At 73.5% G+C, this 26,031-nt stretch carries 21 protein-coding genes; 11 read left to right on the top strand and 10 right to left on the bottom strand.

All coding sequences use genetic code 11. The features are described 5' to 3' along the window. Window positions 1–98 precede the first annotated feature (98 nt). Entirely contained in the window at window positions 99–1,832 is a 1,734-nt protein-coding gene (leuA, locus tag ACFPCY_RS31400) for a 2-isopropylmalate synthase (RefSeq protein ID WP_378261465.1), read from the bottom strand. Window positions 1,833–2,154: 322 nt separating this feature from the next. Between leuA and ACFPCY_RS31395 the strand changes: the two genes are divergently transcribed. Together ACFPCY_RS31395 and ACFPCY_RS31390 are read left to right on the top strand one after the other, a co-directional pair. Further along, on the top strand, window positions 2,155–2,862 hold the full coding sequence (locus ACFPCY_RS31395; RefSeq protein WP_378261167.1) for a FadR/GntR family transcriptional regulator: 708 nt from the start codon (window positions 2,155–2,157) through the stop codon (window positions 2,860–2,862). A 168-nt stretch (window positions 2,863–3,030) separates the two neighbouring features. Then, window positions 3,031–4,617, top strand: a complete 1,587-nt coding sequence (locus tag ACFPCY_RS31390) for an ABC-F family ATP-binding cassette domain-containing protein (RefSeq protein WP_378261165.1) — start codon at window positions 3,031–3,033, stop codon at window positions 4,615–4,617. 91 nt (window positions 4,618–4,708) lie between these two features. Here ACFPCY_RS31390 and ACFPCY_RS31385 read toward each other — a convergent pair whose 3' ends face one another. Both ACFPCY_RS31385 and ACFPCY_RS31380 read right to left on the bottom strand, forming a co-directional pair. Then, window positions 4,709–6,160, bottom strand: a complete 1,452-nt coding sequence (locus tag ACFPCY_RS31385) for an aldehyde dehydrogenase family protein (protein WP_378261163.1) — start codon at window positions 6,158–6,160, stop codon at window positions 4,709–4,711. Window positions 6,161–6,304: 144 nt separating this feature from the next. After that, a complete protein-coding gene (locus ACFPCY_RS31380) occupies window positions 6,305–8,686 on the bottom strand; it encodes a HelD family protein (RefSeq protein WP_378261463.1) in 2,382 nt (793 codons plus the stop codon). A gap of 412 nt (window positions 8,687–9,098) precedes the next feature. On the opposite strand from ACFPCY_RS31380, the gene ACFPCY_RS31375 reads away from it, so the two are divergent. Then, window positions 9,099–10,796, top strand: a complete 1,698-nt coding sequence (locus ACFPCY_RS31375; RefSeq protein ID WP_378261161.1) for an alkaline phosphatase D family protein — start codon at window positions 9,099–9,101, stop codon at window positions 10,794–10,796. A 52-nt stretch (window positions 10,797–10,848) separates the two neighbouring features. Here the strand turns inward: ACFPCY_RS31375 and ACFPCY_RS31370 are convergent, their stop codons facing one another. After that, window positions 10,849–11,277 carry a GNAT family N-acetyltransferase gene (locus ACFPCY_RS31370; protein ID WP_378261159.1) on the bottom strand — a complete coding sequence of 143 codons (429 nt, stop codon included), beginning with the start codon at window positions 11,275–11,277 and terminating at the stop codon, window positions 10,849–10,851. 138 nt (window positions 11,278–11,415) lie between these two features. Between ACFPCY_RS31370 and ACFPCY_RS31365 the strand changes: the two genes are divergently transcribed. The 3 genes from ACFPCY_RS31365 to ACFPCY_RS31355 all read left to right on the top strand — a co-directional run bounded on the left by ACFPCY_RS31365 (window position 11,416) and on the right by ACFPCY_RS31355 (window position 14,072). Continuing rightward, window positions 11,416–12,564, top strand: coding sequence for a serine hydrolase domain-containing protein (locus ACFPCY_RS31365; RefSeq protein ID WP_378261157.1), 1,149 nt, complete (start codon window positions 11,416–11,418; stop codon window positions 12,562–12,564). A 224-nt stretch (window positions 12,565–12,788) separates the two neighbouring features. Then, on the top strand, window positions 12,789–13,523 hold the full coding sequence (locus ACFPCY_RS31360) for a VOC family protein (protein ID WP_378261155.1): 735 nt from the start codon (window positions 12,789–12,791) through the stop codon (window positions 13,521–13,523). A gap of 123 nt (window positions 13,524–13,646) precedes the next feature. Continuing rightward, a complete protein-coding gene (locus tag ACFPCY_RS31355; protein WP_378261153.1) occupies window positions 13,647–14,072 on the top strand; it encodes a pyridoxamine 5'-phosphate oxidase family protein in 426 nt (141 codons plus the stop codon). Window positions 14,073–14,135: 63 nt separating this feature from the next. On the opposite strand, the gene ACFPCY_RS31350 is transcribed toward ACFPCY_RS31355, so the two are convergent. Continuing rightward, entirely contained in the window at window positions 14,136–15,236 is a 1,101-nt protein-coding gene (locus tag ACFPCY_RS31350; protein WP_378261151.1) for an ATP-dependent DNA ligase, read from the bottom strand. Window positions 15,237–15,301: 65 nt separating this feature from the next. On the opposite strand from ACFPCY_RS31350, the gene ACFPCY_RS31345 reads away from it, so the two are divergent. Continuing rightward, window positions 15,302–15,988, top strand: coding sequence for a dihydrofolate reductase family protein (locus tag ACFPCY_RS31345; protein ID WP_378261149.1), 687 nt, complete (start codon window positions 15,302–15,304; stop codon window positions 15,986–15,988). 98 nt (window positions 15,989–16,086) lie between these two features. Next, complete coding sequence (locus ACFPCY_RS31340) at window positions 16,087–16,503, top strand: hypothetical protein (protein ID WP_378261147.1); 417 nt, start codon at window positions 16,087–16,089, stop codon at window positions 16,501–16,503. 189 nt (window positions 16,504–16,692) lie between these two features. Here ACFPCY_RS31340 and glgX read toward each other — a convergent pair whose 3' ends face one another. The 5 genes from glgX to ACFPCY_RS31315 all read right to left on the bottom strand — a co-directional run bounded on the left by glgX (window position 16,693) and on the right by ACFPCY_RS31315 (window position 22,179). Next, a complete protein-coding gene (glgX, locus tag ACFPCY_RS31335) occupies window positions 16,693–18,804 on the bottom strand; it encodes a glycogen debranching protein GlgX (RefSeq protein WP_378261145.1) in 2,112 nt (703 codons plus the stop codon). A 107-nt stretch (window positions 18,805–18,911) separates the two neighbouring features. Continuing rightward, the gene (locus ACFPCY_RS31330) at window positions 18,912–19,523 is read right to left on the bottom strand and encodes a hypothetical protein (RefSeq protein WP_378261143.1); all 612 of its coding nucleotides are present in this window, start codon (window positions 19,521–19,523) and stop codon (window positions 18,912–18,914) included. Window positions 19,524–19,767: 244 nt separating this feature from the next. Continuing rightward, the gene (locus ACFPCY_RS31325; protein WP_378261141.1) at window positions 19,768–20,271 is read right to left on the bottom strand and encodes a GNAT family N-acetyltransferase; all 504 of its coding nucleotides are present in this window, start codon (window positions 20,269–20,271) and stop codon (window positions 19,768–19,770) included. A 93-nt stretch (window positions 20,272–20,364) separates the two neighbouring features. After that, the gene (locus ACFPCY_RS31320) at window positions 20,365–20,934 is read right to left on the bottom strand and encodes a DUF4262 domain-containing protein (RefSeq protein WP_378261139.1); all 570 of its coding nucleotides are present in this window, start codon (window positions 20,932–20,934) and stop codon (window positions 20,365–20,367) included. A 15-nt stretch (window positions 20,935–20,949) separates the two neighbouring features. Beyond that, complete coding sequence (locus ACFPCY_RS31315) at window positions 20,950–22,179, bottom strand: ROK family transcriptional regulator (RefSeq protein ID WP_378261137.1); 1,230 nt, start codon at window positions 22,177–22,179, stop codon at window positions 20,950–20,952. A gap of 138 nt (window positions 22,180–22,317) precedes the next feature. On the opposite strand from ACFPCY_RS31315, the gene ACFPCY_RS31310 reads away from it, so the two are divergent. The 3 genes from ACFPCY_RS31310 (at window position 22,318) to ACFPCY_RS31300 (ending at window position 26,027) form a co-directional block, all read left to right on the top strand. Then, complete coding sequence (locus ACFPCY_RS31310; RefSeq protein ID WP_378261135.1) at window positions 22,318–23,769, top strand: carboxylesterase/lipase family protein; 1,452 nt, start codon at window positions 22,318–22,320, stop codon at window positions 23,767–23,769. Between the two features lie 57 nt (window positions 23,770–23,826). Next, window positions 23,827–24,657, top strand: coding sequence for an alpha/beta fold hydrolase (locus tag ACFPCY_RS31305; RefSeq protein WP_378261133.1), 831 nt, complete (start codon window positions 23,827–23,829; stop codon window positions 24,655–24,657). Window positions 24,658–24,863: 206 nt separating this feature from the next. After that, the gene (locus ACFPCY_RS31300; RefSeq protein WP_378261131.1) at window positions 24,864–26,027 is read left to right on the top strand and encodes an RNA polymerase sigma factor; all 1,164 of its coding nucleotides are present in this window, start codon (window positions 24,864–24,866) and stop codon (window positions 26,025–26,027) included. Window positions 26,028–26,031 lie beyond the last annotated feature (4 nt).

Raw genomic sequence — 26,031 nt, 5'->3', positions numbered from 1 at the left:
CGATTCCCCCCGTTCTCAGCACTTTTCGGGGGGTTATGCCTTTACGTACCCAAGGTGCGAAGCCTCTCACTCACTGTCATGGATCTTGAAGGTCTGGATCATCCGTTGGGGGTGGCGCCTTCGGCGGTGCCCTCGGCGGTTCGGGCGGATGAGGCGGATGGGGCGGTTCCGGCGGTTCGGGCGGTGAGGGCGCGGTTGACGCCGGAGAGGACGGCATGGACGGACGCCGTCAGCACCGAGGTGTCGCGGCCCGCCCCCCAGCAGACCGCGTCTCCCACCTTGACCTGCGCGTACGCGACGGCGTGCGCGCGCTGGCCGGGCTCGACCGCGTGCTCGACGTAGTGCAGGACGTCCAGCTCGACGCCCGCCCGGGAGAGCGCCGCGGCCAGCGCGTCCAGGGGGCCGAGGCCGGAACCGGTGTGCTCGCGGCCGTCGATCGCGCAGGTGAAGGCGTGGAAGCCGGGGCCGGTGCTCTCCGTCCGCCAGTCGGAGAGGCGGACCGGGCCGTCCTCGTGCCGGTCGAGGTAGGCGGCGCGGAACAGCTCCCACAGGTCCTTGGACGTGGCCTCCTCGCCGGTCGCGTCCGTGTGCCGCTGGACGATCCGGGAGAACTCCGCCTGCATCGGACGCGGCAGGTCGAGCCCGTGGTCGGCCTTCAGCAGGTAGGCGATCCCGCCCTTCCCGGACTGGCTGTTGACCCGGATGACCGCCTCGTAGTCGCGTCCCACGTCCTTCGGGTCGATCGGCAGGTACGGGACGTCCCAGCGCTCGGGGTCGGCGCCCGCCGCGCGGCGCTCGAAACCCTTCTTGATCGCGTCCTGGTGGGTGCCGGAGAACGCCGTGTAGACCAGGTCGCCGCCGTACGGGTGCCGCTCGTGCACGCGGATCCGGTTGCAGTGCTCGACCGTCGCGCGGATCTCGTCGATGTCGGAGAAGTCGATCATCGGGTCCACGCCCTGCGCGTGCAGGTTCAGCGCGAGCGTGACGAGGTCGACGTTGCCGGTGCGCTCGCCGTTGCCGAACAGGCAGCCCTCGACGCGCTGCGCCCCGGCCAGCATCGCCAGCTCCGCGCACGCCACGCCGGTGCCGCGGTCGTTGTGCGGGTGGACCGACAGGATCACCCCGTCCCGCCGGGCCAGGTTGAGGTGCATGTACTCGATCTGGTCGGCGTACACGTTCGGGGTGGCGATCTCCACGGTCGCGGGCAGGTTCAGCGTGACGGGGCGCTCCGGGGCGGCGTCCCAGCGCTCGGACACCGCGTCGCAGATCTCCAGCGCGTAGTCGATCTCGGTCAGGTTGAACGTCTCGGGGGAGAACTGAAGCCGCACGCCGGGCCGGTCGCCGACCAGGCGCGCCAGGTGGTCCGCGGCGTCCAGGATGAGCGCGCGCAGCTCGCCCCGGTCCCGGCCGAGCACGACGTTCCGCCAGGTGGGCGCGGTCGCGGTGTACAGGTGGACGACCGCCCGCGGCATCCCCTCGATGGACGCGACGGTCCGCTCGATCAGGTCGCGCCGCGCCGGGGTGAACACGACGGGCGTGACGTCGGCCGGCACGGCGTCGTGCTCCACCAGGTGCCGGACGAACGCGAAGTCGGTCTCGCTGGCCGACGGGTACCCGATCTCGATCTCCTTGAAGCCCATCGCCACCAGGAGGTCGAAGAACCGCCGCTTGCGGCCCGGATCCATGGGCTCGGCGAGCGCCTGGTTGCCGTCCCGCAGGTCGACGGGCACCCACAGGGGCGCCGCCTCCAGGCGCCGGGTGGGCCAGAGGCGCTCGGCGGGCTCGGGCAGCGCCACGCGCTCGTGCGCGGGCCGGTACCGGTGCGATCGCATCGCGCTGCGCCGCTGCGGGTTCCAGGCGGGCGCGCCCTCGGGGACGTCCCCGGCAGGCGTGCGCAGCGAGGCGAACCGGGTCGTCGTTTCGGAAGATGTCTCACCCGCGACGTTCTCGGACGAGACGGTCTCATCGGGTTCGGAGTTCAGGGGGACGTTCACGAAGCTTCCTCGGGCCGTTGCGAGACGACCGGCACGGCGGAACCCCGCGGCGGGGGCGCCGGTCTCGGTCAGGCCCCGCCGCGGCGGCCGAGAAGAAGCGGCTTCCGCGGGAGCATGCCGGTAGGCTAACCACACCTCAGCTCCTCAGACAACCTGACAGGTGGCCCTCCCGATGACGCTCGGCCCGCTCCGTCCCAGCCCGCTCGTCGAACAGGCGGCCGCTCACCTGCGCGAACAGATCGCGGACGGGCAGTGGCCGGTCGGGACGAAACTCCCCGGTGAGACGACGCTCGCCAAGGAGCTGGGCGTGGGGCGCTCGACCGTCCGCGAGGCGATCCGCGCCCTCGCGGGGGCGGGCCTCGTGCGCGCGCGTCAGGGCGCGGGCGTCTTCGTCATCGCCACCGAGCCCGACGAGGACTGGACGGCCCGACTGCGCCGCGCGTCCGTCGCCGACGTCTACGAGATCCGCATGATGATCGAGGTCCGCGCCGCCGAACTGGCCGCCGTCCGCCGCACCGCCGGCGACCTGGCCGATCTCGACGCCGCGCTCGCCGCCCGCAACGCCGCCGTCGCGTCCGCGCCCGACGAGGAACTCGTCGACAGCGACATCGCCCTGCACCGCACCGCCGTCCGCGCCGCCCACAACCCGCTGCTGACCGACCTGTTCGACCAGTTCGTCCCCGTCCTGCGCGAGGGGCTGCTCGACCTGGTCCGGCTCATCGACGTCCGCACCGCCGACGCCGACCACGGCCGCGAGGCGCACGGCGCCCTCGTGGACGCCATCCGCGACCGCGACCCCGCCGCGGCGGGCGCCGTCATCGCCGCCGAGCTCGACCGCACCGTCGCCCGCCTCGGCGCCGGCTCGTGACATCCTGAAGATCATGCCCGACCGGGAGAACCATGCGGAAAAGGAGTTGCCCGAGGTCAGGGGGCGCCGCGTAAGGTGATCGGCATGGCGACGCGCCTCATTGTCTAGCTGACGACACCGCTTCCACGCCACACGTGTGTCCTCAGCCAGTCTCGGAGCGTCCTTCCCATGATCACCCTTCGCGGTGTCGAGCTGCGCGCCGGTGCGCGCACGCTGCTCGCCGATGTCAGCGCCCACGTCTCTGCCGCTGACCGGATCGGCCTGGTCGGCCGGAACGGCGCCGGCAAGACCACCCTGCTCAGGGCCCTCGCCGGGGCCGCCGCCCCCGCCGCCGGGACCATCACCCGCACCGGTCCCGCCGGCTACCTGCCGCAGGACCCGGCCGCCGCCGATCCCGCGCAGTCCGTCACCGGCCGCATCCTGTCGGCGCGGCGGCTCGACGAGGCCGTCCGGGCGCTGCGCGCGGCCGAGGACGCCATGGCGTCCGGCGACGCCGGGGCCCTCGACCGGTACGCGCGGGCGGAGGCCGAGTTCGTCGCGCGCGGCGGGTACGCGGCCGAGGCCGAGGCGGCGCGCATCGCCGCGGGCCTCGGGATCGGCGACCGGCTCCTCGCGCAGCCGCTCGGCACCCTGTCCGGCGGGCAGCGCCGCCGCGTGGAGCTCGCGCGGGTGCTGTTCGGCGAGGACGGCGTCCTCCTGCTGGACGAGCCGACCAACCACCTGGACGCCGACTCGGTGACGTGGCTGCGCGGGTTCCTGGCGTCCCACGCGGGCGGCCTGGTCCTGATCAGCCACGACACCGGCCTGCTCGCGGCGACCGTGAACCGCGTCTGGCGGATCGACCCGGACGCCGCGTCCCTGGAGGTCCACAACACCGGCTGGGACACCTACCTCGCCGACGCGGACGCCGAGGAGCGCCGCCGCGCCCGGCTCCGCGCCGCCGCCGAGCGCAAGGCCGCCGCGCTGCACGCGCAGGCCGACCGGATGCGCGCCCGCTCGTCCACCGCGACCCGCGCCAAGGACATGGCCCGCCGCGCCGACCGGATGCTCGCGGCCGTCGAACCCGCCCGGCGCGCCGAGAGGGTCGCGCGGATCAGGCTGCCCGAGCCCGCCCCCTCCGGCCGGACGCCGCTCGGCGCGATCAGCCTGACCAGGTCCTACGGCGACCTGCGCGTGCTGAGCGGCGTCGATCTCGCCGTGGACCGGGGGAGCAGGCTGGTCGTCCTCGGCCTGAACGGGGCGGGGAAGACGACGCTGCTGAAGATCCTCGCGGGCCGGGAGCGCCCCGACTCCGGACGGGTCGTCCACGGTCACGGCCTGCGGCTCGGCTACTTCGCGCAGGAGCACGACACGCTCGACCCGGCGCTCTCGGTCGCGTCCAACCTGGCCGCCGCCGCGCCGCACCTGAGCGACGCCGAGGCGCGCGGCATCCTCGGCTCGTTCCTGTTCAGCGGCGACGACACGGACAAACCGGCGGGCGTCCTGTCGGGCGGCGAGAAGACCCGGCTCGCGCTGGCGGGGCTGGTCGCCTCGTCCGCCAACGTGCTCCTGCTGGACGAGCCGACCAACAACCTGGACCCGGAGTCCCGCGCCGAGGTCCTGCGCGCCGTCGCCGGGTACCGGGGCGCGATCGTCATGGTCACGCACGACCCGGCGGCGGTCGAGGCCCTGCGTCCCGACCGCGTCCTCGTCCTCCCGGACGCCACCGAGGACCTCTGGACGCCCGACTACGCCGACCTGGTCACCCTCGCCTGACCCGGCGCGCGCGCCCGCGCGGTGGACGCGGCCGTCCACCGCGCGGGCGGGCGGATACCGCGGGCGGGCGGATCCTGCGCGGGCGGGCGGATCAGGTCTCGATCAGGCAGGCCTTCTCGCGGGTGTAGGCGAGGACGGAGTCGTGGCCGTAGCCGCTGTCCTTGACGCCCTCCAGGGGGAACATGACCTTGCGGAAGGTGTTCACCCAGACCGTCCCGGTCTCCAGGCGGCGGAACATGCGCTGGGCGGTGCCGAGGTCGGTCGTCCAGACGCCCGCCGCGAGCCCGTAGGACGAGTCGTTGGCGATCGCGACGGCCTCGTCCTCGGTGTCGAAGGGCAGCACGACGGCGACCGGGCCGAAGATCTCCTCCTGGCAGATGCGCAGGCCGTTGTCCTCGGTCGCGAACAGCGTCGGCTCGACCCAGTAGCCGCCCGCGAACCGCTCGTCCCCGACCGCCTCGGGCCCGGAGCGTCCGCCGAACACCAGTTCCGCGCCCTCCTTCTGGCCGATCTCCAGGTAGGACGTGACGCGCTCGAACTGCTCCCGCGACACGATCGGCCCCATGGTCGTCTCGGCGGACATCGGGTCGCCGAGCCTGATCGTGGCCGCGATCTCCTTCATCCGGCGCAGCATCTCGGCGTACACCGGCCGCTGGACGAGGATGCGCGAGCCGCCGTAGCAGATCTGCCCGGCGTTCGCGGTGAAGATCGCCTGCGTCGTGACGCCGGTGGCGGCCTTGTCCAGGTCGGCGTCCGCGAACACGATGTTGGGGGACTTGCCGCCGAGTTCGAGCGCGAGCGGCTTCAGCGCGTCCGCCGACGCCTTGGTGATCAGCTGCGCGGTGCCGACCGACCCGGTCAGGCTGATCTTGTTGACCCCGCGGTGCCGGACGAGCGGGTCGCCGATCTCCTCGCCGAGCCCGGACACCACGTTCAGCGTTCCGGCGGGCAGCACGTCCTTGAGCAGCTCGGCCAGCCGCAGCGACGACACCGTGGCCTGCTCGGCGGGCTTGATGATCACCGTGTTCCCGGCCGCCAGCGCGAACGCCGCCTTGGCGGAGAACGTCGAGATGGGGGAGTTCCACGGGATGATCCCGAGCGTCACCCCGTACGGCTCGCGGCGCGTCAGCCCGAGGCTGCCCGGCCCGAAGTCGACCGAGCGCCCCTCGACGGCGGCGGCGCACTCGGCCGCCGCGTTCGTCCACAGGTACGCCATGCCGGGCAGGTCGCGCCTGGCGGTCTCGTTGATCGTCCGGCCGTTGTCGCGCGTCTCCAGCTCGGCCAGCTCCCGCGCGTGCTCGGCGAACACCCCGGCGACCTTCCGCAGGTAGTGCGCCCGGCCCGCGGCGGGCAGCCCCGACCATTTCGGGAACGCCGCGCGCGCCGCGGCGACGGCGGCCTCCGCGTCCTCGCTCCCGCTGCGCGGGATCCGGGCCCACACCTCCCCGGTCGCCGGGTCCACGCTGTCGAGCGTCCGCCCGTCCGCCGCCGCGCGCAGCTCCCCGCCGATCAGGTTCCGGTACTCCCGCAAGCCGTCCACCATCGCCGTCCCTCCCGGTCGTCGGCAAACAAGCGTACGCTTGGTAGCTCGCGGAAGGGAACCCCGCCCCTCCGGTCCGCGTCCGCGCTCGCGTCGGCGTCGGCGGCGCGCGGAGCGGAGGGCGCGGGCCGGAGGGGGGCTTCGGGGTCAGGAGGAGAGCCGGGCCAGCGACGCGGGCAGGTCGCCGTCGTGGACGACCGTCAGGCGGCGCGTCGCGCGCGTGACGGCCACGTAGAGGTCGTGGCCGCCGCGCGGGCGCTCGGTGGTGATGCCCGCCGGGTCCACGACGATCACCGCGTCGAACTCCAGCCCCTTGGACTCCTCGGCGGTGAGGACGACCACCGGCGCGTCCAGAGCCTCGGGCGTCGCCCCGGCCGGCGCCTCCGGCAGCGCGGCCCGGACGGCGGCGTGCCGCGCCAGCGACGAGATCACCGCGAGCCGTCCCTCCCCGTCGCGGCCGGTCGCGATGGCCGCGAACTCCTCGGCGACCAGGCCCGGGAGCGCCCCGGGGTCCGCCCGGACGGCGCGCGGCGGGGGACCGTCGTCCCGCACGGGCGCGGGCGGCGTCTGGGACGGGTCCACCGACGCCAGCACGTCCGCGGCCACGTCCATGATCGCGGCGGGCGTCCGGTAGTTGACCATGAGGCGCTGCTCGCGCCAGCGCCCCGGCACGTACCGGTCGAGCATGTCGCCCCAGCCGCGCGCGCCCGCCGGGCTGCCCGTCTGCGCGGTGTCGCCGACGACCGTGATCGAGCGGGTCGGGACGCGGCGCATGACCGTGCGCCACGCCATTTCGGACAGCTCCTGCGCCTCGTCCACGATGACGTGCCCGTACGCCCACCGGCGGTCGGCGGCGGCGCGCTGCGCGGTGGTGCGGTGCGGGCCGTCGTCGTGATGCCGGTCGGCGATGTCGGAGGCGTCCAAGAGGGACGTCCACCAGCCCTCGGTCATCTGGATGACCTCGGCCGCGTACCGCTCCTCCTCGGCGCGCCGCGCGGCGGCGGCACGCTGCCGGGCGCGCTCGGCCGGGTCGTCGTGGCCGAGCCACTCGGCGGCCTCGTCGAGCAGCGGAACGTCCTCGACGGTCCAGTCCGCCTCGCCCGGCTCGCGGTACAGCAGCCCGGTTTCGGACGGGCTGAAACCGGCCGTCGCGCCGAGGCGGGCGAGCGCGTCCCGGTCCGCGAACAGCTCGGTGAGCAGCGCCTGCGGCGTCAGCTCCGGCCACAGCTCGTCGATCGCCTTCCGGACGGGCGGGAGCTGCCAGAGTTCGGCCTTGGCGAGCTTCATGTCCGCCTCGTCCAGGAGCGGGGTCTCCTCGGCGTCCTCGTTCAGCTCCTTCAGCCACCCGGGGACGCCGCCGCTGTCGGCGATGAGCGCCTCCAGCGGCTCCTCGATCATCCGCTCGTACTGCTCGGCGCGGTCGGTCGCGAGCGCCTCCAGCATCTCGTGGACGAACACGCGCCGCTGGACGTTGTGCGGCGCGCGCAGCGACCGGGCCGTCCGCTGCGCGTGCGCGCAGGCGTCGGCGTCCACGTGCAGGATCAGGTCGTCGAGCGGGACGGACAGGCCGTCCTCCGGGGCGCGCTCGTGGTCGCGCACGGCCGCCTCGATCAGCTCGGCCATGCGATGGTCGCCCTTGACGACCGCGACGTCCGGAACGTCGTGCACCGTGGCGCGGACGCCGGGATACAGGTCGCCCACCGTGGTGAGCACGACGTCGGTCTCGCCGAGCCCGGGCAGCACCTGCTCGATGTAGCGCAGGAACGTCGGGTTCGGCCCGACGATCAGGATGCCCCGGCGTTCCAGCACGTCACGGTGGGTGTAGAGGAGGTACGCGGCGCGGTGCAGCGCCGCGACGGTCTTCCCGGTGCCCGGCCCGCCCTGCACGACCAGAACCCCGTGCAGGCCCGACCGGATCACCTCGTCCTGCTCCTGCTGGATGGTCGCGACGACATCGCTCATCCGGCCCGTCCGGCCGCGCCGGAGCGTCGCGAGCAGCGCCGCCTCGCCGACGACGCTGCGGCGCGCGTCCTCGGCCAGGCCGTCCAGGTCGAACACCTCGTCGTCCACCCGGACGACCTCGCGGCGGCGCGTGTGCAGGTGGCGGCGGCGCGCGAGGCTGCCCGGCGAGGACGGCGTGGCGGTGTAGAACGGGCGCGCGGCGGCGGCGCGCCAGTCGATCAGCAGCGGCTCGCGGTCCTCGTCGCGCAGCCCGATGCGTCCGATGTAGAACGTGTCGGACGGTTCGCCCGGCCTGTCCGGACGATGGTCGATCCGTCCGAAGCACAACCCGTGCTCCACTCCGAGCAGCCGCGACAGCGTCCGCGCCGCCTCGTCCGTCGCGACCGACTTCTCCAACTGGGCCTGGAGCCCGCCGCCGCCCCCGCTGAGCGGCCCCTGGCGCAAGGCCCGCTCCGCGGCATCGCGCTCCGCGTCGAGGCGCGCGTACATGTACCCGACACGCTCCCCTTCTTCGCGGAGCGCCACCCGCAAGGCCTCCGCCCCCGCACCCGCCTCCGCATCGTCCATGGCCGCGCTCTCCGCGGCCGTCTCGTCCGGGTCGTACGTTGTCGCGTCGTCGTTCACGTCGATAGCCGCCGTCCCGCTCTGGTCGTGCCCTGCGCTCTTGTCGTCCCCGGCTCCGGTTCGGCGCCGCCCGCCGCGTCCGCACCGTCCTCACCGGTCGGCTTGACGTGGCGGGCTTGACCGTGTCCACATCTCTTGCTATCCTGGTTTCCAGGATGGGATGAGTGCGTTCAGTTGAGCCAAGGCCTGAGAGTTTAACACCTCCGCCGACTCCTGCGCCCCTCATTCCGCCCCTCGAAGATCGTTTCTCGTCCTCCGCCGTACGCCCACCCGTCACACGCCCGGCACGGCGCGGTCATGACCACTCGGGACGCTGTCCGACGATCACCCGTCGGACCCTCCCGAAGAGGTCTCCATGCCCGAAGCTCCTCACACCGCGGCTTCGTCCCCCCTCGCCCGCGCCGTCGGACGCCGGTCCCTGCTGGTCGGATCGCTCGCGCTCGGCGCCGCCGGCGCGCTGACCGTCCCCGCCGCGGCGGCCCCCGCCCGCCCGGGCCGCCGCCTCCCCGGCGACCCGTTCACGCTCGGCGTCGCGTCCGGCGACCCGGACCACGACGGGTTCGTCCTCTGGACGCGCCTGGCCGTCGACCCGCACGCCGCGGGCGGCCTCGGCGGCATGCCCTCCCGCACGTTCCGCGTCGAGTGGCAGGTCGCCGCCGACGACCGGTTCCGGCGCATCGTCCGCCACGGCGTGGCGCAGGCGCGCCCGCAGTCCGCGCACAGCGTCCACGTCGAGCTGAGCGGCCTCCCCGCCGGACGCGAGTACTGGTACCGCTTCCGCGTGGACGGCCACGTCTCCCCGGCCGGCCGCACCCGCACCGCGCCCCACCCGTTCTCCTTCGGCGAGCCCCTCACCATGGGCTTCGTCTCGTGCTCCCAGTTCGAGCACGGCTACTTCACCTCCTACCGCCGCCTCGCCGAGGACGAGCCCGACCTCATCCTCCACCTGGGCGACTACCAGTACGAGTACAAGAAGGGCGACTACACGATCCCCGGCGGCAACCCCCGCGACCACGAGGGCCCCGAGACCGTCTCCCTCGCCGACTACCGCCACCGCTACGCCCAGTACAGGAGCGACCCGGACCTCCGCGCCGCGCACGCCGCCGCCCCCTGGCTCGTCGTCTTCGACGACCACGAGGTCGAGAACAACTGGGCCGGGACCGTCCCCGAGGAGGGCTCCGACACCCCCTCGACCGCCGCGTTCCTCAAGCGCCGCGCCGCCGCGTTCCAGGCGTACTACGAGAACATGCCGCTACGCCGCACCTCGCTCCCGCACGGCCCCGGCATGCAGCTCTACCGCCGGATCCGCTGGGGACGCCTCGCCAACTTCCACATGCTCGACACCCGCCAGTTCCGCGACGACCAGGCCTGCGGCGACGGCTACAAGAACTGCGCCGCCGCGGACGACCCGTCCCGCACCATCACCGGCGGCGTTCAGGAGAAGTGGCTGATCGAGGGCTTCCGCCGCTCCGCCGCCCGCTGGGACATCCTCGGCCAGCAGGTCTTCTTCGGCCAGCGCGACCGGGACGCCGGCCCCCTCAAGGTCACCAGCATGGACGCCTGGGACGGCTACACCGCGTCCCGCGAGCGCATCACCCGCGGCTGGGTCGACGCCCGCGTCCGCAACGCCGTCGTCCTCACCGGCGACGTCCACGCCCACTGGGCCGGCGACCTCGAACTCGACTACGACGACCCGTCCGCCCGCCCCGTCGGGAGCGAACTGGTCTGCTCCTCCGTCACCACCGGCGGCGACGGCGCCGACGGCGACGGCACCCACCCCTGGTTCAAGCACAACCCGGCCCTGAAGTTCTACTCCAACCAGCGCGGCTACGTCCTCACCCGCATCGACCGCGCCCAGATGAAGGCCGACTTCAAGACCGTCCCCACCGTCCGCACCCCCGGCGCCGCCGCCTCCACCAAGGCCACCTACGTCATCGAGGACCGCGTCCCCGGCCTCCACCAGACCTACCTCCGCCCCTACACCAAGCCCGGGACCCTGACCGCCACCCCCGACCTGGACCGCCAGACCGTCGAAGCCGAAACCGCCCCCTGACCCCCTCCGGCGGTCGCTCCCCAAAGCGACCGCCGCCCCACGCCCCGCACGTTCACGAGCTCAGCTTCTTGAACATGTGGACGTCTTCGTGGCCGCCCGGGATGCCCAGGGTGCGGCCCGTTTCGACGTAGCCGTGGCGCTGGTAGAAGCCGGGGGCCTGGAAGGTGAACGAGGAGACGGTCACGCGGTCGCATCCGCGTCGGCGGGCCTCGGCTTCGGCGGCCGACAGGAGCTTCGACCCCCAGCCGTCCCGGCGACTGTCCTCGCGGACCCACAGCATGCTGATGCCGCACAGCCCGGCCCACGTCCAGGCCGCCAGCCCGCCCACGATCTCCTCCGCGTCGTCCAGCGCCTTCACGGAGAAGTGGCTCTGGTCGGCGGCGGTGGTTCCGGTCGCGGCGAAGTTGTACGCGTCGAGCCCGGCGTCGAGGATGCCGATCAGCTCCGGGTCGCGGTCGCCGGTGATCAGTCTGGGGGACATGCGGGGCATCCTAGGCCGGTTCGGCGGGGGGTAGCCCTACCCGGGAGGTGGGGGGAGGCGGGATCGTGCCGGATGGGTGATCGCCGGGAGGCTGGGAGCGGGGGAGGCACTCGGCTTCCCCGGTGACTCAGTGGGGGCGTGTTCGTGCAGAGGGTTCAGGGGTTGCGGTCGTCCGGGCGGCGTGTTGCGGGGGCCGTGGTCGCCGGCGGGGTGATGGCGGGGGTGCTCGCGCCGTCCGTTGCCGGTGCGGCCCAGGGCGGGGACGGCGTTCAGCGGGGGCTGGACGCGTTCGTCCGCGTGGACGGGGTGCCCGGAGCGGTGGCGACCGTGACGGGACGGGACGGGCGGACGCGCGTGTACGGCGCCGGGGTCGGTGACCTCGCCACGGGGGCGAGGATGCCGAAGGACGGGCAGGTGCGGATCGGCAGCGCCACCAAGACGTTCGTCGCCGTGGTGGTGCTCCAGCTGGTCGAGGAGGGCAGGGTCCGGCTGGACGAGAAGGTCGAGAAGTACCTGCCGGGGCTCCTGCGCGGGAAGGGCGTCGACGGGAACGCGATCACCGTCCGGCAGCTCCTCCAGCACACCAGCGGGCTCCCCGACTTCGAGAGCGACGTCACCGACGACCTGCTCCAGCGCCGCTACCTGGCGCCGCGGCAGACCCTGGCGATCGCCCTGCGGCACGGCGCGGTCTTCCCGCCCGGGACGAAGTGGAGCTACAGCAACACCAACTACCTGGTGGCCGGGATGATCGTCGAGAAGGTCGCGCGCCGTTCGCTCGGCGCCGAGCTGGACCGGCGCGTCATCCGGCGAGCCGGGTTGAAGCACACCTACTTCCCGGCCGCCGCCGAGACGGCCATCCGGGGACGGCATCCCGAGGGCTACCGCAAGGTCGGCTCGGACACCGCCCTGCACGACGTCACGGAGATCGACCCGTCGGCGGCCTGGGCGGCGGGCGCGATGGTCTCCACGACGTCCGATCTCGACCGCTTCTACTCGCTCCTGCTGCGACCGGGCCGGCTCCTCAAGAAGGCCCAGCTCAGGCAGATGCGCACCACCGTCCCCATCAAGGGCAGCACGGCCCGCTACGGGCTCGGGCTGATCAGCTGGCCGCTCTCGTGCGGCGGACGCTACTGGAGCCACAGCGGCTCCATCCCCGGCTTCTCGACGTGGGCCGCGGCCACCGACGACGGCCGCGCCGCCACCGTCGCGCTGAACGTCGATCCGGACAGCAACGAAGCGTCCTGGCAGCGCCTCGCCCGGTTCGCGGACGACGCCCTCTGCCGCTGAACCGCGATCCGGGACGCAGGGTCGCGCCGGCCGCGTGCGGCGGAGCGCGGTCGGTGTGGCCGAGCACGGTCGGAATGCGGCCGCGCGCGGGCAACCGCCGGCCGGGCGCGGGCAGGTGCGGGCGAGCGCGGTCAGGGTGTGGCCGGGCGCGGGCAGGTGCGGGCGGAGCGTGGGCAGGTGCGGGCGAGCGTGGGCAGGTGCGCGGCGGTTCTACGATCTCTGGCATGACGACGAGACTGGTGCAGGTCAATATGAAGGCGCTCGACGCGGCCGCGCTCGGACGGTTCTGGGCGGAGGCGCTCGGCTGGGCCAGCGATGACGAGGAGTACGGCAGCAGCCTGATGCCCGTCGGTTTCAGCTATCCCGATCCGACCGCCGTCTGCATCGATCTCATCAACCATCCGGAACGCAAGACGGTCAAGAACCGGGTGCACGTCGATCTGGCGACGACCTCGGCGGAGCACCAGGCGGAGCTGGTCGCGCGGCTCCGGGAGCTCGGCGCGACGCCCGCCGACGTCGGGCAGGGCGACGTCCCCTGGACGGTCCTGGCCGACCCGGAGGGCAACGAGTTCTGCGTGCTGGAGCCTCGGGAGATCTACCGGGACACCGGGCCGATCGCCGCGGTGGTCGTGGACTGTGCGGACCCGCGCGCCCTGGCCGGTTTCTGGGAGGGCGCGATGGACTGGACGCTGCACACCGCCACCGACGACCAGGCGACGCTGCGCTCGTCCAAGGGCGTCGGGCCGTACCTGGAGTTCGTCCGGACGCCCGACCGCAAGACCGTGTGGAACCGCGTCCACCTCGACGTCGCCCCTTACCCGGGGGACGACATGGCGGCGGAGGAGGAGCGCCTGCGCGGGCTCGGGGCGGGCGATCCCGGCATCGACCAGTCCGGCCTGCACTGGCGGGTCCTCACCGACCCCGAGGGCAACGAGTTCTGCCTGCTCACCTCTCGCTGACCTCGTGCGACGGCGCCGAGCGGTTCCGCGGGACCGCTCGGCGCCGCACTCGTCCGGCAGATGGAATAGAGCGCCGGACGGCGGTGCTGTCGCTGGACGAGACCGTGGTGACGAGGAGCGGGCATGGCGCGAATCATGACGACGGACGAGCGGGAGCGGTTCCTGGCCGAGGAGCGGGTCGGGGTGCTCAGCGTGACGGCGGAGTACGGGCGGGCTCCGCTGGCCGTTCCGATCTGGTACCTGTACGAGCCGGGCGGGGAGATCCGGTTCATCACCGGGGGACAGAGCCGGAAGATGCGGCTCGTCCGGGCGGCGGGCCGCGTGACCGTGACCGTCCAGGAGGAGCGGCCGCCCTACCGGTACGTGACCGTGGAAGGCGACGTCACCGGGTACGAGGAGCCGGCCGACCCGGCGGACCGGCAGGCCGTCGCCCGGCGGTACCTCGGCGAGGACGGGGCCGCGGCGTACCTCGCGTCCACCGAGCATCTGGCGGACGCGGCCGTCCTCGTGCGCGTGCGACCGCAGCGGTGGCTCTCGCGGGCCGTCTGACCGTCGAGAGATCGGGCCCTCGGCGGTGATCGCCCGTCCTGGACCGGAGTGCGGTGGGCTGGGTCAGGGTTTGCGGAACGATCGTCCGGCTGCGGCGTCCGGGGTTTCGAAGATCGCCTCCAGGTCGTAGTCGACGGGGACTTCGAGCTGCTCGTAGGTGCAGGACTCGGGCGTGCGGTCCGGGCGCCAGCGGCGGAACTGGGCCATGTGGCGGAAGCGGTCGCCCTCCATCGCCTGGTAGGCGACCTCGATCACCAGTTCCGGACGGAGCGGGACCCACGAGAGGTCCTTCTTGCCCGTCCAGCGGGAGACGGCGCCGGGCATGCGGTCGACGGTGGCCTCGTCCTGCTCGGCCCAGCCCGCCCACGGATGCTCGGAGAGATCGTCCAGGCGGTACGGCTTCAGCTCGTCGACCAGCTCGGCGCGGCGTTTCATGGGGAAGGACCCGCAGACGCCGACATGCTGGAGGCGGCCCTCGGCGTTGTAGAGGCCGAGCAGCAGCGAACCCACGATCGGGCCGGACTTGTGCCAGCGGAAACCGGCGAGCACGCAGTCGGCCGTGCGCTCGTGCTTGACCTTGAACAGGGCGCGCTTGTCCGGCTGGTAGGGGATGTCGAGGGGCTTGGCGATCACGCCGTCCAGCCCGGCGCCCTCGAACTCGGTGAACCAGCGCTCGGCCAGCTCGCGCGAGTCGGTCGCGGGCGTCACGTGGACGGGCGGCGCGACGGCCGAGAGCGCGTCGAGCAGCCGCCGCCGGCGCTCGCCGAGCGGGACGTCCATCAGCGACTCGCCGCCCAGCGCCAGCAGGTCGAACGCCACGAACGACGCGGGCGTCCGCTCCGCGAGCAGCTTGATGCGCGACGCCGCCGGATGGATGCGCTGCTGCAGCGTGTCGAAGTCGAGCCGCGTGCCCTTGCGCAGGACGATCTCGCCGTCCACCACGCAGCGCTCGGGCAGCTCCTTCTTCACCGCCTCGACCAGCTCGGGGAAGTACCTGGTCAGCGGGCGCTCGCCGCGGCTGGACAGCTCGACCTCGTCGCCGTCGCGGAAGATCACGCAGCGGAAGCCGTCCCACTTCGGCTCGTACAGCAGGTCGCCCTCGGGCATGGTCTTGACGGCCTTCGCCAGCATCGGCGACAACGGCGGGCTGATCGGCAGGTCCATGGCCCCATCATGACCGCCGCCACCGACAGAACGATCGGCCGGGGCTCCCACTAGGGTGGCTCGTCATGCGCCGACTGCTGCCCGAACCCGCAGGTCAGACCGATCCTTACGCGGCATACTCGGACGTTCCGCCGATGCGCGTCGGGATGGTGGTGAGCGCCGACGGCTCGGTCACCGACCCCGACGGCTGGACGGACGGCCTCGGCGGCGACGCCGATTTCCGAGTGTTCCGGACGCTCCGGGCGCTGGCCGACGCGATCCTCGTCGGGGCCGCGACCGTCCGCACCGGCCGCCTCGGCCCGGCCCGCCTCCGGCCCGACCTGCGGGAACGGCGCGGCGGGCCGCCCGCGCCGATCGTCGTGGTGAGCCGCTCCCTCGACCTGCCCTGGGATCTGCCGCTCTTCACCGCCGCCGAAACGCCGACCCTTGTGGTCACGCCGTCCGAGGGGAGCGTGCCGTCCGGAATCCGCGTCGTGCGCGCGCCCGACCTGCGCGGTGCCGTCGCCGAGCTGCGCGACGGCCTCGGCCTGCGCCGCCTGCTCTGCGAGGGCGGGCCAGGGCTCACGACCGCGCTGCTCCGCGAGGGCCTGGTGGACGAGCTCTGCCTCAACATCGCGCCGACGCTCCTCGGCTCACGCTTCCACACCGGGCTGCTGTCCAGGCTGGACGCGCCGGTGGACCTCGACCTCACCGCGGTCCACGAAGACGAAGGCGTCCTCTTCCTCCGGTACCGCGTCCGGACGACCTCCTGATCACCGACCGTGGCGCAATCTTCACGAAACAGTCATGAACCCGAGGGGAAAGCGCGACACTCGAGGTGGGGTGGAACGACACGCGGAGGGGAGCCGGAGTGGAGTTCGCCGCGCTCGTGGCATGGATACTGGCGGCCGGCGCAGGCGCGTACCTGCTGGTGCGCTGGCTGGCGGCTGGCGGGCTGCGCGGCCAGCCCGCCAAGGTGACGCGCTTCCCGAAGGCGGTGCTCATCGGGCATCCGCTCTCGGCCGTCACCGGCCTCGGCGCGTGGGTCGCGTTCGTCGTGACCGGCCGCGCCTGGTGCGCCTGGCTCGCCTTCGCGATCCTGCTCGCCGTCGCCTTCCAGGGCGTCATGCTCTTCACCCGCTGGCTGGTGGGCGTCGGCGGCGGCGGACGCCACGCCCGCGGCGCCGACCAGCCCTTCCCCGCCACGGCCGTGGCCCTGCACGGCCTCGTCGCCGTCACCACCTTCGTCCTCGTCCTCCTCGCTGCCCTCACCACCCCCCACCCCTGACCCACCCCGCCGCCCGCGCTCCGCGCAGCGTGCAACGCGCTGCGCTGCACGCTGCACGGGTAGTGCGCTGCGCGCTGCGCCGGCACGTTGCGCTGCGCGTTGCGCTGCGCCGGGCGCGCTGCAGCTCCCGCGGGGCGGGGGGCGTTGCGCGGGATGGCGGGCGCGATGTGTGCGAGGTGCCGGGAGGGGTCAGGTGCGGCGGAGGACGGTGAGGGAGTGGTCGACGATCTCCAGTTCGTCGCGGGGTTTCACGCGGGGGCGTTCGCCGACGGTGCCGGGCGCGGCGGTGTCGAGGGCGACCTCCCAGCGCTCGCCGAACTCGGGGCCGGGCACGGTGAACTCGACCGCGGACGAGTGCGCGTTGACGAGCAGCAGGAACGAGTCGTCGCGGACGCGGCGTCCGCGCGCGTCCGGCTCGGTGATCGCCTCGCCGTTCAGGTAGACCGCGAGGGACTTGGCGAAACCGGCGTTCCAGTCGTCGTCGGTCATCGGCTCCCCGGACGGCGTGAGCCACGCGATGTCGGCGTCGTGGCCGTCCGCGCCCGCGTGGACGCCGCGGAAGAACCGCCGCCGCCGGAACACCGGATGCTCGTGCCGCAGCTGCGACACCACGCGGACGAACTCCAGCATGTCCGCGGCCTGTTCCGCCGCGTCCCAGTCGATCCAGGCCAGCTCGCCGTCCTGGCAGTAGGCGTTGTTGTTGCCCTGCTGCGTCCTCCCCAGTTCGTCGCCGTGCGACAGCATGGGCACGCCCTGTGACAGGAACAGCGTCGCGAGGAAGTTGCGCCGCTGCCGCGCCCGCAGCTCGGTCACCGCCGGGTCGTCGGTCGGGCCCTCGACGCCGCAGTTCCAGGAGCGGTTGTCGTCGGTGCCGTCCCGGTTGTCCTCGCCGTTCGCCTCGTTGTGCTTGCGCTCGTAGGACACGAGGTCGGCCAGCGTGAACCCGTCGTGGCAGGTCACGAAGTTCACCGACGCGAACGGACGGCGCGCGCTGTGCTCGTACAGGTCGGACGATCCGGTCAGCCGCGACGCGAACTCCGGCAGCGTCTCGAACGAGCCGCGCCAGAAGTCGCGGACGGCGTCGCGGTACTTGCCGTTCCATTCGCTCCACAGCGGCGGGAAGTTGCCGACCTGGTAGCCGCCCTCGCCCACGTCCCACGGTTCGGCGATCAGCTTGACCTGCGAGACCACCGGGTCCTGCTGGACGAGGTCGAAGAACGCCGCCAGCCGGTCCACGTCGTGCAGCTCCCGGGCCAGCGCGCTCGCGAGGTCGAACCGGAACCCGTCCACGTGCATTTCGAGGATCCAGTAGCGCAGCGAATCCATGATGAGCTGCAAGGCGTGCGGGCTACGGACGTTCAGCGAGTTCCCGCACCCGGTGTAGTCGAGGTGGTAACGGCGGTCGTCGTCCCGCAGCCGGTAATAGGACGCGTTGTCGATGCCCCGGAACGACAACGTCGGCCCGAGCTGGTCGCCTTCCGCCGTGTGGTTGTAGACGACGTCCAGAATGACCTCGATGCCCGCCTGGTGCAGTGTCCGGACCATCGCCTTGAATTCGAGGACCTGCTCCCCGCACTGCCCGGACGACGAATAGGCGTTGTGCGGCGCGAGAAAACCGATCGTGTTGTAACCCCAGTAGTTCGTCAGGCCCCGCGCGACCGTCGCGTGCTCGGGCACGAACTGGTGCACCGGCATCAGCTCGACGGCGGTCACCCCGAGATCGATCAGATGGTCGATCATCACCGGATGCGCCAGCCCCGCGTACGTGCCGCGCTGCGCCTCCGGAATCCCCGGATGCCGCATCGTCAGGCCGCGCACGTGCGCCTCGTAGACGACCGTCCGGTGGTACGGCGTGCGCGGCGGCCGGTCGTCCGCCCAGTCGAAGAACGGGTTGATCACCACGTTCTTCGGCATGTACGGCGCCGAGTCGTCGGTGTTCAGCTCGTCCGGGACCCCGAAGCGGTACGAGAACAGCGCCTCGTGCCACCGCACCCCGCCCTCGACGGCCTTCCCGTACGGGTCGAGCAGCAGCTTGGACGGGTTGCACCGGTGCCCGGCCTCCGGCGCGTACGGCCCGTCCACCCGGTACCCGTACCGCTGCCCCGGCCCGACCCCCGGCAGGTACCCGTGCCAGACGAACCCGTCCACCTCGGGCAGGACGATCCGCTCCTCGCGGCCGTCCACGCCGAACAGGCAGACCTCGACCCGCCGCGCCACCTCGGAGAACACCGCGAAGTTGGTGCCCGACCCGTCCCAGGTCGCGCCCAACGGATAAGCGTCTCCCGGCCAGACCTCCCGCATCGCCGACCCACTCCTCGACCGCGACTTGCGCGTTCCCGTCCATCCTCACCTACCCACCACCAAACCACCCCCTTTCCGGACGGACGGTGCGACACGGCGGCCACCGCTCAGTTCGCCCGCCCCGGACCGGGCCGCCGCGCCAGTACTTCGGGCACCCGGTCGAGGGAACGCGCCAGGTCCACCAGGCCCTGGTCGATATGGCCGAGCAGCCGGTACGTCGTCGCATGGCGGTTCGCGAGCGGCCTGTCGTGAACGGGTTCGTAGTGCATGACCCGGTTCCTGAACAGGAGCATCGTGAAGAGGGGATGGTGAAGGTCCCGGCGGGAGCCCCGATAGGCGGGGAACGCCTGATGGAGCGTGGGCACCCAGAAGTGGCGGTCGGCGGTCGTGCTCAGCAGCGACACCCAGAAGCCGAAGGTCAGCTCGGCGACGACGTCGTCGGCGAGGACCGGACGGCGTCCGGCGCGGGCGCGGCGTGCCTTGCGTTGGGCGTCCTCGACCTTGCGGCGGGATTCGGGACGCAGCGGCGCTGCGTGCCACCAGTCGTCCCGTCCGTGGTGTTCGCGGAGCCTGTCGTGCAGCGAGTTGCGCAGGCCGATCTCGAGGCAGTGGAGCGGACCGTAGAAGGCCGACGATATCTCGATGTTCCAGGAGTAGAGGCGGACGGCGCTCTCGACGTCCCCGTCCGTCGCGGTGAGATACGGCCTCAGCCGGGACATGGAGAAGGATCGGCAAAGCCAGGCGGGGGGCGGGGCGTTCATCGCGTGCTCCGGAGGACAGGGGGGCGGGGGAGTGCTATCGTGGACGTCGTAAGCCCCGGGTCCGCCTCTGCTCTGCATGCCGCCCGGGGCACAGTTCTTTTTCCGGCGAGGCCGCCGCTGCGGCCTCGCCGTTTTTTGTGCTGAGAAAACCCTACAGCGAAGAAAGATGTGCCAGTGGAAGTGCAATTCCCGATTTAGTGGGTTAAAGGGGGAGTTGCCAGATGGTTTCTTCGGCGGCGGTTCTTTCCGTGGGACGCATGCCCAGCTTGGTCGCCACGGAGCGGGAGGGGGCGTTGTCGGGGTGGATCGCGGCGGTGATCCGGTGGACGTTGTGGGCCTTCAGCCAGGCGATGAGGGCGGCGGCGGCCTCGGTGGCGAAGCCGAAGCCCTGGTAGGGCATGCCGATGACCCAGGCGATCGAGGTCTCGGTGGGGGTGACCGTGGCCTGGACGGTGCCGAGGGGCTGGGCGTCGCGGAGCCGGCGGACGACCCAGTTGAGCCAGCCCTCCTGGTGGAAGGGCGACGGCCCCTGGGAGAGGCGGGCGTAGCGGGCCCGCAGGTCGGGCAGAGGGAGCGGTTCGCCGCCGATGTAGTCGTGCAGGCGCGGGTCGTCGAGGACCTCGGCCATCTCGTCCGCGTGGTGGACGGTCAGGGGCTCCAGGACGAGGCGGCGGGTGCGGAGGGGTTCCGCTAGCGGGCCGAACACCCGGACGAGGTTACGCGGTCGTCCAATGCCGGTGGTGCGTTTACGGCGTTCGCTTCGCTGGACGGCCGGGCCGCCGGACATGGGCGGGCGTTGCTACGGGGGTTGCGGAGCGGGGCGCAGACGGGTGGCCCAGGGACCCTCCGGGTGTTCGCGGGGAGCCAGCCACAGCCAGGGCTGGGTGCGGCGGAAGTCGAGGGTCGTTCCCGGCTGCCAGGGGAACAGGTCGTTGCCGTCCGGCCAGACGACCTGGAGGTAGGGCAGGGGCGGGCGGCGGTAGAAGGAGACAGCGCCGGGGAAGGCGGTGCGGTACCAGACGGGCTCGACGGTGCGGAAGGACGCCGGGTGGCCGCGGGCGGCCTCCGGGAGGATCTCGCCGTCCCGCGGCGCGGTGCCTTCGGCGGCGCGGCGGCCGAGGGTGTTGAGCGTCTCCTCCATCTCGTAGACGTCGCCGCCGAACATGGCGAGTTCCGGGGCGCGGAAGCTGTGCCAGAGGCCGATGCTGTAGACCCAGCCGGGCGTGTGCTCCTCCGGCTGGACGAGGACGACGCTGAACCCGTACTGGGCGATGTGCACGATCGTCCGCAGGTTGAAGGTGTCCAGACGGTCGCGGTCACCGTAGTCGTGGTCGAGTACGCAGTGGCACTCGGGACGGCCGTCGGGCATGCCGCAAGCTTACGATCATTTCCGGGCGGTGGTCGTCCGTGCGCGGTCGGTTCCCGGGACCGGGACGGCGGACGGGTCGGACAGGACGGCGTCGCGGCCCGTCTGGAGCGCGCCGTGCAGCGCCGCCTCGGGCCCGAGGACGCCCCGGGTGACGGCCGGTTGCAGGCCGGGGACGAGCGCGCGGCGTCCGGCGGTCTGCTCGGCGATGCCGGGGGCCAGCCACGGCTCCCAGGTCGCGAGGTAGCCGCCGAGGATCACCTCGCCGGCGTCGGCGAGCGCGGAGACGCCGAGGATCGCGGCGCCGACGGCGCGGCCCGCCTCGCGGACGGCGGCGACGGCGCGTTCGTCCCCGGCGTGGAGGCGGCGGTCGAGTTCGGCGAGGGCCTCGCCGGAACCGGGCGAGGGAATTCCGGCCGCGCGGGTCAGCGGTTCGGGGCCCGCATAGACGGCGAGGCAGCCGCGGGCGCCGCAGGCGCACGGCGGGCCGTCCAGGGCCAGCGGCATGTGGCCGATCTCGCCCGCCGTGCCGTGGCTGCCCGCGTGGACGCGGCCGTCCACCAGGAGCCCGCCGCCGACGCCCGTGTCCGCCTTGATGTAGGCGACCGTGCCCGGGTGCCGGACGCCGCGCGCGGCCAGCGCCCGGTACTCGGCGAGCGCGGCGACGTTCGCGTCGTTCACGACGTCGATCGGGGGCGGGTCGTCCAGCCGGGCGGCGACGAGCGCGCGCAGGTCGGTGGACGGCCAGCCGAAGTCGATCGCGGCGGCGACCGTGTCGCCGGTGATCGGCCCCGCCATCGCGATCGCCACCCGGACGGTCCGGCCGGGGACGCGTTCGGCGTCCACGGCCGCGGCTATCGCGGTGGCCAGCGCGCCCGCGTCGCCGAAGGACGCCCGGTGCGGGACGGACGTCTGGTGCAGCGTCCCGCCCGCGAGGTCGGCCGCCAGGACGTCCAGCCTTTCGAGCGACACGCGCACCGCGACGATCGTGACCCGGCCGGACGCCAGCCGCACCGGCCGCCGAGGCCGCCCCCGCCCCCCGCCGGGAGCGCCCAAGGTGGGGAAGGGGGACTCGGCTACCAGGCCGCGGGCGATGAGGTCGGCGACGAGGGCCGTGACGGATGCCGGGACGAGGCCGGTGCCGCGGGCGAGTTCCGTCCGGGAGCAGGGGCCGTGCGCGTCGAGGTGGCGCAGCACCAGCGAGAGGTTGTGGCGCCGCACGCCCTGCGTTCTGGCCGGACCGGTCATGCCGCAGATTCTCCCCGCTGCTCGGGCGCTCGCGCCGTCCCTCCTGCTCATCACTATATTTCAAGCCTTGAAATAATTGAGACCCAGGGACATACTCCGAGCGGGGCGTCCGCAGGCCCCCGGTTCGAGGAGGCAGTCATGGATCAGCGGGTCACGGTCGGCACCGCCGCGGGGAAGGTCGCCGGGGAGCGGCGCGAGGACGGCTCGGCGCGGTTCCTCGGCATCCCGTTCGCGCAGGCGCCGGTCGGCGGCCTGCGGTTCGCCGCGCCCGTCCCGCCGGAGCCGTGGGACGGCACGCGCCCCGCCACCGCGTACGGCCCGACCGCGCAGCGCCGCCCGTTCGGGGAGGTCACGACGATCCCCGAGCCGACGATCCCGGGCGCGGAGATCCTCAACCTGAACGTCTTCACGCCCGACCCGTCCGCGTCCCTGCCGGTGCTGGTGTGGATCCACGGCGGCGGGTTCGTCGCGGGCTGCAGCGCGAGCCCCTGGTACGACGGGTCCGCGTTCGCGCGCGACGGCGTGGTGCTCGTGTCGGTCGGCTACCGGCTCGGCGTCGAGGGGTTCCTGCACCTCGCGGACGCGCCGGACAACCGGGGCGTGCTCGACTGGATCGCCGCGCTGCGCTGGGTCCGGGAGAACATCGCGAACTTCGGCGGCGACCCGTCGAAGGTGACGATCGCGGGGCAGTCGGCGGGCGGCGGCGCGGTGCAGACGCTCATGGCGACGCCGTCCGCGCACGGCCTCTTCCGCGCCGCGATCTCCGTCTCGGGCGCGGTCATGCGGCCGCAGAGCCGCGCCGCCGGGCACGCCGTGGCCGAGCGCTTCACCCGCCGGACGGGCGTCCCGGCGACCGCCGCCGCGCTCCGCGACGTCAGCGACGCCAGGCTGCTCGAACTCCAGGACGCGCTGACCGCGCCCGAGCCGGGCGAGCCGCCGAAGGTCGAGCTGCTCACCGCCCCCTTCGCGGACGGCGAGCTGGTTCCCGAGCCCGTCCCGGACGCCTTCGCGACCGGGACGGCCGCCGCCGTCCCGCTCCTGCTGGGCTTCACCCGCCACGAGTTCAACATGGTCGCCGAGAAGGTCGTGCCGGACCTGCCCGCCGAGCTGGTCGGGCCGTCCGTCGCGGGCCTCGGGCTCCCGGCGTCCTCGGTCGAGGGGTACCTCGCGCTGCACGAGGGCGCGCGTCCGGTGTCGGTGGTCGGGCAGGCGCTGACCGACTCCCTCTTCCGCGAGCCCAGCCTCGCGATCACCGATCGGCGCGCCGAACGCGGCCTGCCCACCTGGCTCTACCAGTTCGAGTGGACGGCCCCGGCCGGCCAGGCGTTCCACTGCCTCGACCTGCCGTTCGCGTTCGACCTGCTCCGGGCCGAGGGCGTCGCGCGCGTCGCCGGGGAGGACCCGCCGCAGCCGCTCGCCGACGCCGTCCACGGCGCGTGGGTCGCGTTCGTCCGCGACCTCGACCCCGGCCCGGGCTGGCCCCGCTACACCCCGGACCGCCGCGCCACGATGGTCTGGGACGCGGCGCCCCGCGTGGTGGACGGCCACCTCGACGCCGTCCGCGCGCTCTGGCACCCGCGTGTGTCCTGAACGCGCCTTCCCCGTTCGTCGGTAGGGCGGAACGACCGAACGAGGAAGGATGGAGCCATGCACAAGGTCATTTCGGCGGACGGGACGCCCATCGCGTACGAGGCGTCCGGCGAGGGCCCGGTCGTCATCGTGGTCGGCGGCGCGTTCAACGACCGGATGACGGCGCTGCCCCTCGCGGACGCGCTGGACGGGACGCTCACCGTCGTCCGCTATGACCGCCGGGGCCGCGGCGACAGCGGCGACAACGCGGCCGCTGGCGACGGCGGCGGGACGATCACCGGCGACGACCGCGCGAACGCGGCGGCGCGCGAGGTGGAGGATCTGCGGGCGCTCGTGGACGCCGTCGGCGGGACGCCCGCGCTGTACGGGATGTCGTCCGGCGGGGCGCTCGCGCTCCGCGCGGCGGCCGACGGCGTGCCGGTGTCGCGGATCGCGCTGTACGAGGTCCCGTTCGTCCCGGACGACCGGAGCGCGCAGGCCAGGGAGACCGCCGAGGCCGTGAGCGCGCTCCTGGCGGAGGGACGGCGCGCGGACGCCGTCGTCGCGTTCATGTCCGGCATCGGGATGCCGCCCGAGATGGCCGAGGGCATGCGGCACGCGCCGATGTTCCCCGCCCTGGAGGCGATCGCGCACACCCTCGACCACGACGCCGCCGCCATGGGCGCGTTCACCGCGGGCAGCGTGATCCCGGAGGACGTGGCGCGCGCCGTCCGCGTTCCGACGCTCGCGATCTTCGGTGAGGCGAGCCCGCCGTGGACGGCCGAAACCGCGCGCCGCCTGGCCGCCCTCGTCCCGGACGGACGCGTCGCCTCCCTCCCCGGCCAGTCCCACGACGTCGCGCCCGAGGCCCTCGCCCCCGTCCTCGCCGAGTTCGTCAGGGCCCGATGACCCCAGAGGTCCCAGCCACCCCCGCGACCTCCGCGGAAGCCCCGGCCGCCCCCGCGGCGCCCGCGGAAGCTCCGGCCGCGTCCGCTTGCCCCGCGGACGTCCCGCGCGCGCCCGCGTGCCGCGCGGGGGTGTCGGACGCGCCCGCGCGGCCTGCGGAGGTTCCGGATGTGGTTGGGCGGGCGTTTCGCGATGAATGGGGGCAGATCGTGGCGACGCTCATCGCGGTCACCGGCGACTGGGACCTCGCCGAGGAGTGCGCCCAGGACGCGTTCGCGCGCGCCGTCGAGCGCTGGCCGCGCGACGGCGTTCCGGAGCGTCCGGGCGCGTGGCTCACGCGCACCGCCCGCAACCGCGCGACCGACGTGTTGCGGCGGCGCGCGGTCGGCGCGGCCAAGCTCCGCGAACTCGCCGAGACCATGACCGAGAACGAAGAGCACGAGATACCGGACGAGCGGCTGCGGCTGATCTTCGTGTGCTGCCATCCCGCGCTGGCGCCGGAGGCGCGGGTGGCGCTCGCGCTGCGCACGCTGGCCGGGCTGACCACGGCCGAGATCGCGCGCGCGTTCCTCGTCCCCGAGGCGACGATGGCCAAGCGCCTGACCCGGGCGAAGCGGAAGATCCGGGACGCGGGCGTCCCGTTCCGGGTGCCGCCGCCCGAGGACCTGCCAGAGCGGACGAGCGCGGTCCTGGGCGTCCTGTACCTGCTGTTCAGCGAGGGGTACGCGGCGACCGGCGGCGAGAACCTCGTCCGCGAGGAGCTCTGCGCCGAGGCGATCCGGCTGGCCCGCGTCCTCGTGCGGCTGCTCCCGGACGAACCGGAGGCGCGCGCCCTGCTCGCCCTGATGCTCCTCCACGACGCCCGCCGCGAGACCAGGCAGGACGAGTCGGGCGACCTCGTCCTCCTCGACGAGCAGGACCGGAGCCGCTGGGACCGGGCCGAGATCGAGGAGGGCGTCGCCCTCCTGGCCGGGCTCCGAGGACACGAGGGACCGTACGGGCTGCAGGCCGCGATCGCCGCCTGCCACGCCACCGCGCCCACCCCCGAGCAGACCGACTGGAAGCGCGTCGCGGCGCTGTACGCGTCGCTCGCGAGGCGCGTCCCGTCGCCGGTCGTCGAGCTGAACAGGGCGGTCGCGGTGGCCATGGCGTACGGGGCGTCCGCCGGGCTCGCCCTCGTGGACGACCTGGACGCGCGCGGCGTCCTGCCCGCCCACCACCTCCTGCCCGCCACGCGCGCCGACCTGCTCCGCCGCCTCGGCCGCCGGGACGAGGCCGCGGACGCCTACCGGGCGGCCCTGCGGCTCGCGCCGACCGAGGCCGAACGCCGCTTCCTCGCCCGCCGCCTCACCGAGATCGCCGCGGGCGAATAATCGG

The sequence above is a fragment of the Actinomadura gamaensis genome (genome assembly GCF_042652125.1).
Lineage (GTDB): Bacteria > Actinomycetota > Actinomycetes > Streptosporangiales > Streptosporangiaceae > Spirillospora > Spirillospora gamaensis.
Note: the sequence above shows the minus strand (reverse complement) of the source record. Positions and strands in the feature narration are given on the sequence as shown.

Coding starts and splice junctions, on each gene's coding strand:
- leuA (WP_378261465.1), bottom strand. CDS start 1,832: ATGCGATCGCACCGGTACCGGCCCGCGCACGAGCGCGTGGCGCTGCCC.
- ACFPCY_RS31390 (WP_378261165.1), top strand. CDS start 3,031: ATGATCACCCTTCGCGGTGTCGAGCTGCGCGCCGGTGCGCGCACGCTG.
- ACFPCY_RS31385 (WP_378261163.1), bottom strand. CDS start 6,160: ATGGTGGACGGCTTGCGGGAGTACCGGAACCTGATCGGCGGGGAGCTG.
- ACFPCY_RS31380 (WP_378261463.1), bottom strand. CDS start 8,686: ATGGACGATGCGGAGGCGGGTGCGGGGGCGGAGGCCTTGCGGGTGGCG.
- ACFPCY_RS31375 (WP_378261161.1), top strand. CDS start 9,099: ATGCCCGAAGCTCCTCACACCGCGGCTTCGTCCCCCCTCGCCCGCGCC.
- ACFPCY_RS31370 (WP_378261159.1), bottom strand. CDS start 11,277: ATGTCCCCCAGACTGATCACCGGCGACCGCGACCCGGAGCTGATCGGC.
- ACFPCY_RS31360 (WP_378261155.1), top strand. CDS start 12,789: ATGACGACGAGACTGGTGCAGGTCAATATGAAGGCGCTCGACGCGGCC.
- ACFPCY_RS31355 (WP_378261153.1), top strand. CDS start 13,647: ATGGCGCGAATCATGACGACGGACGAGCGGGAGCGGTTCCTGGCCGAG.
- ACFPCY_RS31350 (WP_378261151.1), bottom strand. CDS start 15,236: ATGGACCTGCCGATCAGCCCGCCGTTGTCGCCGATGCTGGCGAAGGCC.
- ACFPCY_RS31345 (WP_378261149.1), top strand. CDS start 15,302: ATGCGCCGACTGCTGCCCGAACCCGCAGGTCAGACCGATCCTTACGCG.
- glgX (WP_378261145.1), bottom strand. CDS start 18,804: ATGCGGGAGGTCTGGCCGGGAGACGCTTATCCGTTGGGCGCGACCTGG.
- ACFPCY_RS31330 (WP_378261143.1), bottom strand. CDS start 19,523: ATGTCCCGGCTGAGGCCGTATCTCACCGCGACGGACGGGGACGTCGAG.
- ACFPCY_RS31320 (WP_378261139.1), bottom strand. CDS start 20,934: ATGCCCGACGGCCGTCCCGAGTGCCACTGCGTACTCGACCACGACTAC.
- ACFPCY_RS31315 (WP_378261137.1), bottom strand. CDS start 22,179: ATGACCGGTCCGGCCAGAACGCAGGGCGTGCGGCGCCACAACCTCTCG.
- ACFPCY_RS31310 (WP_378261135.1), top strand. CDS start 22,318: ATGGATCAGCGGGTCACGGTCGGCACCGCCGCGGGGAAGGTCGCCGGG.
- ACFPCY_RS31305 (WP_378261133.1), top strand. CDS start 23,827: ATGCACAAGGTCATTTCGGCGGACGGGACGCCCATCGCGTACGAGGCG.